Annotated in this window: 7 protein-coding genes; 4 read left to right on the top strand and 3 right to left on the bottom strand. The window is 42.3% G+C overall.

The features are described from left to right. From V7S75_RS07950 to V7S75_RS07935, 4 genes are all read left to right on the top strand, one after another. On the top strand, window positions 1-6,824 hold a 6,824-nt coding region (locus V7S75_RS07950; protein ID WP_459512888.1), incomplete at its 5' end, for a hypothetical protein. A 1-nt stretch (window position 6,825) separates the two neighbouring features. Further along, window positions 6,826-7,353, top strand: coding sequence for a T9SS type A sorting domain-containing protein (locus V7S75_RS07945; RefSeq protein WP_459512886.1), 528 nt, complete (start codon window positions 6,826-6,828; stop codon window positions 7,351-7,353). 113 nt (window positions 7,354-7,466) lie between these two features. Continuing rightward, the gene (locus V7S75_RS07940; protein ID WP_459512884.1) at window positions 7,467-8,696 is read left to right on the top strand and encodes a PAS domain-containing sensor histidine kinase; all 1,230 of its coding nucleotides are present in this window, start codon (window positions 7,467-7,469) and stop codon (window positions 8,694-8,696) included. After that, complete coding sequence (locus tag V7S75_RS07935; RefSeq protein ID WP_459512882.1) at window positions 8,686-9,747, top strand: response regulator; 1,062 nt, start codon at window positions 8,686-8,688, stop codon at window positions 9,745-9,747. The genes V7S75_RS07940 and V7S75_RS07935 overlap by 11 nt, the downstream gene beginning before the upstream one ends. Here V7S75_RS07935 and V7S75_RS07930 read toward each other — a convergent pair. From V7S75_RS07930 to ccoG, 3 genes are read right to left on the bottom strand one after another with little or no spacing between them, the layout of a single operon-like run. Next, a complete protein-coding gene (locus V7S75_RS07930) occupies window positions 9,744-10,409 on the bottom strand; it encodes a sulfite exporter TauE/SafE family protein (RefSeq protein ID WP_459512880.1) in 666 nt (221 codons plus the stop codon). The genes V7S75_RS07935 and V7S75_RS07930 overlap by 4 nt on opposite strands. Further along, window positions 10,409-10,873: a FixH family protein gene (locus tag V7S75_RS07925; RefSeq protein ID WP_459512879.1), complete on the bottom strand. Its 465-nt coding sequence runs from the start codon at window positions 10,871-10,873 to the stop codon at window positions 10,409-10,411. The genes V7S75_RS07930 and V7S75_RS07925 overlap by 1 nt, the downstream gene beginning before the upstream one ends. Further along, window positions 10,866-12,260: a cytochrome c oxidase accessory protein CcoG gene (gene ccoG / locus V7S75_RS07920; RefSeq protein WP_459512877.1), complete on the bottom strand. Its 1,395-nt coding sequence runs from the start codon at window positions 12,258-12,260 to the stop codon at window positions 10,866-10,868. Before ccoG ends, V7S75_RS07925 begins: the two co-directional genes overlap by 8 nt. Between the last annotated feature and the right edge of the window lie 22 nt (window positions 12,261-12,282).

Genomic DNA, 12,282 nt, shown 5'->3' with positions numbered 1-12,282 from the left:
CAGACGATAAGGATGCTGCGCATGAGAAATCGATTGCAGATAACAAGAAAGCTGGAGATGACAAGGATGCAGAACATGATCGTGTAATTGCCGACAACAAGAAGGCATCAGACGATAAGGATGCTGCCCATGAGAAATCGATTGCAGATAACAAGAAAGCTGGAGATGACAAAGACGCAGAACATGATCGTGTAATTGCCGACAACAAGAAGGCATCAGACGATAAGGATGCTGCGCATGAGAAATCGATTGCCGATAACAAGAAAGCTAGTGACGACAAAGACGCTGAACATGATCGTGTGATTGCTGACAACAAGAAGGCATCAGACGACAAGGATGCTGCGCATGAGAAATCGATTGCCGATAACAAGAAAGCTAGTGATGACAAAGACGCAGAACATGATCGTGTAATTGCCGACAACAAGAAGGCATCAGACGATAAGGATGCTGCGCATGAGAAATCGATTGCAGATAACAAGAAAGCTGGAGATGACAAGGATGCAGAACATGATCGTGTAATTGCCGACAACAAGAAGGCATCAGACGATAAGGATGCTGCGCATGAGAAATCGATTGCAGATAACAAATTAGCTCAAGATGCTAAGAATACAGAAATTGATGGCAAGTTTACAAGCCAGGCTTCTGCCCTAGCAACTGAGAAAACAGATCGTGAAACGGCGATTTCTACAGAACGCGCAGCTCGAATTGCTGGTTTAGAAAAAGAAAAGTCAGATCGTGACGTAGCGATTGCTGACGAAGCAACAGCTCGTGACATCGCAATTACAAAAATCACAAAAGCAAATGGTGATGTAAAGGCTGCTGTTGATGCTGAACGTGTTGATCGTGAGGCTGCAATTTTAGCTGAGAAAAGTGCTAGGGAGTCTGAATTGGCTGCTGAAAAGAAACGTTCTGAAGATAAGGATGCTGCGCATGAGAAATCGATTGCAGACAACAAGAAAGCTGGAGATGACAAGGATGCAGAGCATGATCGTGTTATTGCCGACAACAAGAAGGCATCAGACGATAAGGATGCTGCTCATGAGAAATCGATTGCCGATAACAAGAAAGCTGGAGATGACAAAGATGCAGAGCATGATCGTGTAATTGCTGACAACAAGAAGGCATCAGACGACAAGGATGCTGCCCATGAGAAATCGATTGCAGATAACAAGAAAGCTAGTGACGACAAAGACGCTGAGCATGATCGTGTGATTGCCGACAACAAGAAGGCATCAGACGACAAGGATGCTGCGCATGAGAAATCGATTGCAGATAACAAGAAAGCTGGAGATGACAAGGATGCAGAGCATGATCGTGTAATTGCCGACAACAAGAAGGCATCAGACGACAAGGATGCTGCGCATGAGAAATTGATTGCAGATAACAAGAAAGTTAGTGATGACAAAGACGCAGAGCATGATCGTGTAATTGCTGACAACAAGAAGGCATCAGACGACAAGGATGCTGCCCATGAGAAATCGATTGCAGATAACAAATTAGCTCAAGATGCTAAGAATACAGAAATTGATGGCAAGTTTACAAGCCAGGCTTCTGCCCTAGCAACTGAGAAAACAGATCGTGAAACGGCGATTTCTACAGAACGCGCAGCTCGAATTGCTGGTTTAGAAAAAGAAAAGTCAGATCGTGATGCAGCGATTGCTGACGAAGCAACAGCTCGTGATATTGCTATTACAAAAATTACCAAAGCCAATGGTGATGTAAAGGCTGCTGTTGATGCTGAACGTGTTGATCGTGAGGCTGCAATTTTAGCTGAGAAAAGTGCTAGGGAGTCTGAATTGGCGGCAGAAAAGAAACGTTCAGAAGACAAGGATGTTGCGCATGAGAAATCGATTGCAGATAACAAATTAGCTCAAGACAATAAGAATGCAGATTTGGATTCAAAAATTGCAACACATGAATCTACAATCAATTCAAACAAATTAGCTCAAGACACTAAAAACACAGAAATCGATGGCAAATTTACGAGCCATGCTTCTGCTTTAGCTACTGAGAAATCAGATCGCGAGGCTGCCATTTCATCAGAAAGCGCTGCTCGTGCTGCTGATTTTGTAACGGAAAGAAGTGCTCGCACAGCTGCAATTGATGCGGAGAAATCAGATCGCAATGCTGCGATTGCTGCAGAGCGTGGATTACGTGAAGCTGCAATCACAACTGAAAGCGAAGCTCGCGTAGCTGGTTTATCAAAAGAGAAATCAGACCGTGAGGCTGCCATTTCAACAGAAAGCGCTGCGCGTGCTGCTGATTTTGTAACGGAAAGAAGTGCTCGTACAGCTGCAATTGCAACAGAGCGTGGATTGCGTGAAGCTGCTATCACATCAGAAAGCGAAGCTCGCGTAGCTGGTTTAACAAAAGAGAAATCGGATCGTGAGGCTGCTATTTTAACAGAGAGTGCTGCACGTGCTGCTGATTTTGTAACAGAGCGAAGTGCGCGTACAGCTGCAATTGACGCAGAGAAAACAGATCGCAATGCTGCGATTGCTTCGGAGCGTGGATTGCGTGAAGCTGCTATCACATCAGAAAGTGAAGCTCGCGTAGCTGGTTTAACAAAAGAGAAATCGGATCGTGAGGCTGCTATTTTAACAGAGAGTGCTGCTCGTGCTGCTGATTTTGTAACAGAGCGAAGTGCTCGTACGGCTGCAATTGATGCAGAGAAAACAGATCGCAACGCTGCAATTGCTGCGGAGCGTGGATTGCGTGAAGCTGCTATCACATCAGAAAGCGAAGCTCGCGTAGCTGGTTTAACAAAAGAGAAATTGGATCGCGAAGCTGCTATTTCAACAGAGAGTGCTGCTCGTGCTGCTGATTTCGTAACAGAAAGAACTGCTCGTACGGCTGCAGTTGATTCAGAGAAAACAGATCGCAATGCAGCGATTGCAACAGAGCGTGGATTACGTGAAGCTGCAATCACATCTGAAAGCGAAGCTCGTGTTGCTGGTTTATCTAAAGAGAAATCGGATCGTGAGGCTGCCATTTCAACTGAAAGCGAAGCTCGCGTAGCTGGTTTATCAAAAGAGAAATCGGATCGTGAGGCTGCCATTTCAACAGAAAGCGCTGCTCGTGCTGCTGATTTTGTAACGGAAAGAAGTGCGCGTACAGCTGCAATTGATGCAGAGAAAACAGATCGCAATGCAGCGATTGCAACAGAGCGTGGATTGCGTGAAGCTGCTATCACAACTGAAAGTGAAGCTCGTGTTGCGGGTTTATCAAAAGAGAAATCGGATCGTGAAGCTGCCATTTCAACAGAAAGCGCTGCTCGTGCTGCTGATTTTGTAACGGAAAGAAGTGCTCGTACAGCTGCAATTGATGCGGAGAAATCAGATCGCAATGCTGCGATTGCAACAGAGCGTGGATTGCGTGAAGCTGCCATTTCAACAGAAAGCGCTGCTCGTGCTGCTGATTTTGTAACGGAGCGAAGTGCTCGTACGGCTGCAATTGCAACAGAGCGTGGATTGCGTGAAGCTGCTATCACATCAGAAAGCGAAGCTCGCGTAGCTGGTTTAACAAAAGAGAAATCGGATCGTGAGGCTGCCATTTCAACAGAAAGCGCTGCTCGTGCTGCTGATTTTGTAACGGAAAGAAGTGCGCGTACAGCTGCAATTGATGCGGAGAAATCAGATCGCAATGCTGCGATTGCAACAGAGCGTGGATTGCGTGAAGCTGCTATCACATCAGAAAGCGAAGCTCGCGTAGCTGGTTTATCAAAAGAGAAATCGGATCGCGAAGCTGCTATTGTAGCTGAGCGTACTGCCCGAGAGTCTGCTATTGCTTCAGAAAGCGCTGCGCGTAATCTTGCTTTGGCATCAGAGAAATCAGAAAGAGAAGCTGCTATTAACAATTTATCTTTGTCAAATGTAAACGTTAAGTCGGCTGTTGATGCTGAACGTACTGCACGAGAGTCTGCTATTTCTTCTGAAAGTTCTGCTCGTATCGCAGCATTGGCTTCTGAGAAATCGGACCGTGAGGCGGCAATGGCTGTATATAAATCAACCCAAGATGCGAAGAACACAGAAATCGATGGGAAGTTTATTAGTCAAGCTAGTGCCCTTTCGACAGAGAAATCAGACCGTGAGACAGCTATTTTAGCAGAACGTGCTGCACGAGAGTCTGCGATTTCATCAGAAAGTGCTGCGCGAACTGCTGCGTTAGCTTTGGAGAAATCAGACCGAGAAGCAGCAATTGCTGCCTATAAATTAACCCAAGATGCTAAGAACACAGTAATTGATGGTAAGTTTACGAGCCAGGATAATGCCATTTCAACTGAGAAATCAGATCGTGAGGCTGCGATTACCAGTGAACGTACGGCACGTGAGATTGCTATTTCATCAGAAAGTACTGCTCGAATTGCTGCATTGGCAGCTGAAAAATCAGATCGTGAGACTGCGATTGCTGCAATTAAATCTTCACAAGATTCTAAGAACTTAGAAATCGATGGCAAGTTATCAAGCCATAGTGCTGATTTAGCATCTGAGAAATCTGATCGTGAGGCTGCAATTACTGCTGAGCGAACAGCGCGTGAGACTGCTATTGCGTCTGAAAGATCAGCTCGCTTAGCGATGAATTCTACTTTGAATACGAATATTGCTGGTATTCAAAGTGCCTTATCTGCTGGAGTATCAACGGTCGGTTCAGCTTTAACTAAAGGCCAAATCATCGTAGGCGATGTAAATAATATCGCTGCTTCTGTAGCTATGTCAGGTGATGTAACGATAAACGAATCGGGTACAACAAGCATCGCTTCCAATAGTATTAATTCTGTTAAAATCGCGAATGGTACAGTCGCAAATGAAGATTTGGTTAATAAATCAGTTACAATTGGTACAAACCAGGTTGATTTGGGAGGTTCCACGACTACTCTTGCTGGCTTAAGCTCGGTTTCAGCTACTACATTCACGGGTAATTTAACGGGCAATGCAAGTAGTGCGAACACTTCCATAACGAAGGCTTTAGGAGACTCAACAGTTAATATTGCAACAACGGAATTTGTTGCTCGTGGTTTAGCTTCAAAAGTCAATACAGCTTATGTTGCTTCTGCTATTGCTAGCATTCAATCTCAATTGAATGCTGGAGTTTCAGCTGTTGGTTCTACCTTATCCGCTGGAAAAATCATTGTAGGAAACGCGAGCAATGTTGCCTCTGCTGTATCTATGACAGGAGATGTTCAAATCAGTAATGCTGGATTAACGAGCATCGCAGCCAACAGCGTTACTTCTGCTAAAATTGTGAATGGAACAATTGCCAATGAAGATTTAGTCAATAAGTCTGTAACCATTGGTACAAACCAAGTTGATTTAGGTGGATCAACGACCACATTAGCTGGATTAACTTCTGTCTCTGCAACTACATTTAACGGAAGTTTGACTGGAAATGCGAGTTCTGCAACCAAATTAGCTGCAACCAAAACTATCGGTATGACGGGTGACGTTACTTGGACAAGTGCTGGATTTGATGGATCTGGTGATGTAACAGGGGTAGCAGCCATTGGTGCCGGAAAAGTAACCAACAGCATGTTAGCCGGAGGAATCGATTTAACTTCGAAAGTCACAGGTATCCTTCCTTTAGCTAATTTACCAGCTGATTTAAGTACTAAAATAGGAACGGCCAGTACAACTGCTGCGGGATTATTATCTTCTGCAGATTGGACTACATTCAATGGTAAACAAAATGTCATCACTTTGACAACGACTGGGACATCGGGTGCTGCTACGTTCTCAGGTGGTACATTGAATATTCCAAACTATGCTACAGGTAATTCAGCTGGATTTACAGGGAATTTGGTTGGTGATGTTAATGGAACTCAAGGGGCTACAATTGTAAGTAAAATCAATGGCGTAGCGTTGTCAAGTTTAGCAACAGGTATTTTGAAAAACACATCGGGTACAGGTGTTCCATCGATCGCAGTTGCGTCCGACTTCCCTATCTTGAACCAAAATACGACTGGGTCTGCTGCCACGGCAATTGCTGCAGCTAATCAAGCAGTAGGTGATTCAACGACCAACATTGCAAATACGTTGTTCGTAACTCGTGGTTTATCTTACAAAGCGAATAAGGTTTATGTGGATAACTTGTTAACATCAAAAGCGCCTTTAGCTTCTCCTGATTTGACTGGAACTCCTACGGCGCCAACAGCAACTGCGGGAACTAAAACGACACAGATTGCCACTACAGCTTTTGTAGATGCAGCTGTAACATCAAAAGCGCCATTAGCTTCCCCTGATTTAACTGGAACTCCTACTGCACCAACGGCTTCTGCTAGTGCTAATTCGACGCAAATAGCGACAACAGCCTATGTGGATCGTGCAGATGCATTGAAAGCAAACTTGGCTTCGCCTACTTTCTCTGGAACTGTAGAGGCTCCAACTGCAACGGCTACGGATAGTACAACGAAAGTAGCAACAACGGCATTTGTTAAGGGTTCGATTAAGAGATCTAATATCACTAAGGGTGTAATATTTAATACCTCTAATGGCAATGTTACAATTAACGTAAATCAAATGTTAATTGATGGTATGTATAACTATAATCCAACAGCTTCGAGTAAAACTTTGACTACACCTACCGCGGCAGAATTAATTGCTGGAATAGCTAGTGCGGGACTAGGAACAGCTGAAGTTGGAGATATATTCAGCGTAGTGTTTTTAAATGGAAATGGTAGTAACTCTTACACCTTAGCATTTGGTACTGGAATTACAAACGTCAATGGAAATACTTCAAGAACGGTATCAGCTGGAAGGTCTTTGATCATTTATTTTAGAATTACAAATGTTACTAGTGGTAGTCAAGCCATAAGTTTTTATTATCAATAACATGAAAAAGCTCTTAATACTCTGTGCTCTCTGTTTAATAATTGGTTTAAGCGCCCACGCTCAAAAGTTGATGAACTCAACTTTTAGCGGCGGGGGCGCTACCAAAATGGTAAATGGAAGGTATTTTTCGCAAGTGGTTGGGCAAACCAGCGTTGCTGGGACCTATTCGAATGGGAAATTAGCCATAAGACAAGGTTTTAAACAACCCGGATTTGGTGTAAGTTATAAAACACAACCCATTGCTTCGGTGACTAACACGAATAAAGATCCGGACGCGATGATCACTTTTACCGCTTATCCTAATCCGTTCCTTGACCATGTGACCATCTCGTTATCTGAGGAGGTAGATTACCCGACGCAAATTTCCATTTTTGATCTCGTCGGGAACCCTATCTATGAAAAATCATTTCCTAACCTCACAAAACAGATTGATATAGCAAACCTAGGAACACTGCGATCTGGACAATATATTTTACACATTACCCAAAAAGGGAAACCGACCACCATGATTTTAATTAAAGAACTTTAATATTTTAAGTTATTTTTAGAACTAGGAATCCCCGAAAGCTAATTCTCTTTGAGAGTTAGCTTTTTTTTGCCCCATGCTATTAAATTTTGTAAATTGAAGGCTAATCGCGTTATATGTCATCAGCTTTATTCCCTCTTCCTGCGCATTTTGAAGCCATATTTCATGAGGCTGCGATCGGTATTATCGTAACGAATGCTTCGTTTGAAATGATCCTTTCCAATGAATATGCACACCGTTTGTTTGGCTATTCTGAGGCGGAATTACAAGGTCAAAATATCTCCATTTTAATTCCCAATCACCTAAAAGGGAAACACGAGGGGCATCTAAGCAAAATAAATCACAGTCCTGTCTCCCGCCCCATGGGCGTAGGACTCGATTTAAAAGCCAAACGCAAAGACGAATCCCTCTTCCCGATTGAGATTTCGTTGAGTCACTTTAAGTCGGAAGACCAAATGTATTACATCGCCTTCGTCAGCGATGTGACACTCAAGCGAAAAGTAGAAATGGAATTGATTCTGCGTAATCAAGAAATTAACCAATTGAACGAATCGCTTGAAGCTGAAGTTGAATCCCGCACCCAAGCGCTACAAAATACGCTCGAAAAATTAGAGCTTCAAACCAAAGAATTGGAAACGTCTCTTCAAAAAGAAATTGAGTTAGGGGATCTCAAAACGCGATTCGTTTCCATGGCCTCACACGAATTTAGAACGCCGCTGACTTCAATTCTTTCTTCCGCTTCCCTCATTGAAAAATACATGGAGGCTTCGGATCAGCCTAAAAGAAGCCAACATATCCAACGGATTAAATCATCCGTCGCTCATTTGACCGAAATTCTCGAAGAATTTTTGTCCGTAGGCAAATTGGAAGCGGGTAAAGTCGAAGTTCGACCAGATACATTTGTCGTTAGCGAATTTTTAAGCGATTTAGTCACCGAAGTAGATGGGATGCGTAGGCCGGGCCAACAAATTTCACTGAGCCTTCAAGACGATTTAACTAATTTTGTTTCGGATACTTCGATGTTGCGTAAAGTTCTGTTGAACGGATTATCAAACGCACTTAAATTCTCGCAAAAAGACGTATTTTTGAGAGTTTCCATGAAAAATCAATCGCTTTTCCTGGAAATCATTGACCAAGGAATAGGCATCAGCGAAGCCGATCAGAAACATTTATTTGAACGCTTCTTCCGCGGTGGAAACGCAAATGTTATTCCCGGAACCGGACTTGGTCTTCACCTGATGGATCGCTATATGCGACTGCTCGGTGGAGAACTGAAATTACGAAGTGAACTTGGATTAGGAACCACATTGACCATTACATTACCCCGATTAAGCTATGCCAACTAAAATTCTCATCATTGAAGATAATGTCGATATTCGCGAGAATACAGCTGAATTATTGGAATTATCCGGTTATCAGGTTGAAACAGCCTCCGACGGCATCGAAGGGGTGCGTTTGGCCAAAAGCATTTTACCCGATGTCGTGATTTGTGATATCATGATGCCCAATTTAGATGGTTTCGGGGTTTTACAAGTCTTTTCCAATCAACCGGAATTAGCTCGTATCCCTTTCATTTTCCTTACTGCCAAAACAGATCGTGCTGACATGCGTAAAGGCATGGAAATGGGAGCAGATGACTATTTAACCAAACCTTTTCAAGAAGTTGAGTTACTTAAAGCGATTGAATCTCGACTTAAAAAACAGCGTCCTTCGATTAATCCAGAAGTGCAAATAAATCAAGCTGATTTAACCTTTGCTGAGGATGCGCTAACTTTTTTAGATTTTGAACATGCTGCTGCAGATAAGAAACAACAAAATTTAGCCAAGAAAGCAATCATTTATTCGGAAGGAGATTCTCCCAATCGACTGTATTATTTAGTCAAAGGCAAAGTGAAAACCTATCATACGAATCGGGAAGGTAAATATTTTATCACATCCTTCGTCAAACCAGGCGAGTTTTTCGGTTTTGTTGATATTCTTGAAAATCAGTTGTACCGCGAATCTGCTGAGGCACTTGAGGAAGTTCAAATACTAAGTATTCCTGAACGTGATTTCAAACAAAAATTAAGCGAAAATATTCATATCGAGATTCATTTCCGGAAAGCATTGACTGGTTATTTATTGAAAAATGAATCCATCTTATTCTCCATGGCTTATCAGTCACTTCGCAAACGTGTAGCACAAGCTTTAGTTGAATTAGTCAAAACCTATGGTTATTCAACGGATGGTCCCGTTACCATGCGGCTTTCCCGCGAAGACTTAGCCTCCCGCGTAGGAACAGCTACTGAATCGGTTATCCGTACGTTAAGTGATTTCAAAAAGGAAGGTTTAATCGACGTCAAGGGTGCCGAAATGACTATCCTTAAACCTGAACTTCTCGCGAATTTGAAATTCTAAGAAAAAGGATGGCAAATGATTGGGCTTAAAGGCGAATGCTGTAAATAGGCCGATTGCGTCATGGCAATGCCCCAGGCTCCTCGAAACAGCAATAGAAATGCGATGCCCCAACCTAAATATTGAAATGCAGCGCTAAAACGAGTGATTTTTTGAATACCCCAAAGACTCAATTTTAAGGCAGGTAAGGTTGCAATTCCAAAGGAGATCATACTCAAGGCTCCATACCACGCATTTGATTGCAACAATGCAATACTCAGTCCTCCAATTACAAGCCCACAGGGTAATAATCCATTGCTCATTCCCAAGAAAAAGTAACCCATTGCACCTAGTTTTTTGCCTAGATGAATAAGCTTTTGACCCACAGACTTATGCAATAGTATAAATAGATTGTCACTTAATTTTTTACTTAGTAATAAGACGAGCACAAGTCCCGCAAATACATAATAAATATGCCACCATGCAGGGAATAGCCATATAGAACCGAGTTTAGCCACGGAAAAACCCAATATTCCATATATGAATAGTCTGCCTAGGGTATATATCAACATGCGTCCCTTTTGATTACTCCTTTGCTCAATTTGTTGCATTAGTGGGCCACACATGATGGCGCAATGCCAACTGCCCGCTAATCCAATAAAAAAAGCATAATACCAGGAATTCATTACTTTTTTGAGATGAAAATGCGATCTTCTTGTAAGTAGGATTTTCCAGCAACGGACCAAAGGACACTACGTTTCCAAGGTCCAGCAACTAAAAAATCCGTTGGGAAAGTCCAGTTCAACCCGTCTTTTGAATTCCATGTTATCGTTTTGTCCTTCGCTGCATTGGAGGGTCTGAAAAACTGTACATTCGCAGAATCACACCTATCAGGTAATTGAATCAAGATAAATTGATCATTCGCAATGGATTTCACCTTAATTTGTTGGGCCGCAGGTATCGCTTGGTTCTGAAGGTTAATCTTTTCTTGATACGCCTGCCCATCTGCATAATAGTTTTCTCCTACCAATTCGATCTTCTCATGTGACATATTGATGTAAAAATAGGCCATGAATGCACCGAATAGGACGAATGTGATAATGATTCCATGTCCCCAATGAAACCCCTTCTTTTGTTGATTATTACTCATCTGGTTGAATAAAGCTTGTTTTTAATGTTTCTTCCTGTCCCTCATTATTTCGGATATGAATGGGTATTTTTTCGCCTTGTTTCCATGAGCCTATTTTGGCCTTAATGAAAAACTCGGTTTTAACTTGTTTCCCTTTTTCAATCTTACCTATCCCCTTGCCTATCCAAATTATTTCGAGGGGCTTGTCAACCTGCACCTGAAAAACCTGGTCCTCCATTGACTTATTCAGAATCTCTAAATTATAAATATTGCTCACGGTATGCAATTTTTCATCCACTTGGAATGTCATGCCCGGGGTGCGCAATAAGGTGGATTCCCAGTTTTTTCGGGTGGCCAACATGAATACCAAAATACCTATAATTAGCACTAAAACGCCCGTATAGGCACCTATTCGAGTTGTGAATTTTAGCTTTTTGCCTGTGTTTACCCCATTCAATGAATCGTATCGGATGAGACCTTGTGGTTTATCTATCTTCTCCATCACTGCATCGCAGGCGTCTATACAAGCAGTACATCCGATACATTCGAGTTGGTTACTTCCATTTCGTATATCTATCCCCGTTGGACAAACTCGCACACACCAGTGGCAATCGATGCAATCCCCTTTGCTTTCTGTTTTGGAAACTTTTCCTCTTGGTTCCCCTCGTGCATGGTCATATTGAACAAGTATGGAATTATTATCTAACAATACGCCTTGTAAACGTCCGTAAGGACATACTACCATACAAACCATTTCTCTGAAGCGTGCGAATACAAAATAGAAAACTGCCGTAAAGATGAGCATTGCGAGCAATCCTTTGATATGTTCGATGGGATTACCCAATACGATTTGTAACCAGGCCTGCTTACCTATGATGTACATTAAAAAGGTATTGGATATCGCAAAAGCTAAAAGTAGAAACAAGCTATGTTTGCTGCCTTTTTTGAGTATTTTTTCATTCGTCCAAGGCGACTCGTTCAAGCGCCTTTGTGCCTTATCATCCCCTTCGATCCAATATTCAATTTTACGAAATAACATTTCCATGAAAATGGTTTGTGGGCATGCCCATCCACACCAGATCCGACCGAATAAAACGGTAAATAGACTGATGAAGATCAGAAAACAAACTAAACCAAGTGCTACTAAATGAAAGTCCTGGGGAAAGAATGGCACTCCCCAAAAGATGAATTTGCGCTCTAATACATTGAATAGAAATATAGGCTGCCCATTATGTTCAAGCCAGGGTAAGCCAAATAATAGCGTTAATAATAAATAGGAAAAATAGCTTCTTAATTTATAGAATTGACCTATTATGCGTCCAGGATAGATCCATAGACGTTTACCGTCTTTGGTTTGATTATAGAGATGATTGCGAAAATCATCATTATCGATATTGAAATTTGACATAAAAAAGAAGGTCCGAGAAATC

This window comes from Aquirufa sp. TARAVU-A1A, from assembly GCF_054558675.1.
The sequence above is the reverse complement of the archived record's forward strand: the minus strand, read 5'-3'. Positions and strand labels throughout refer to the sequence as shown.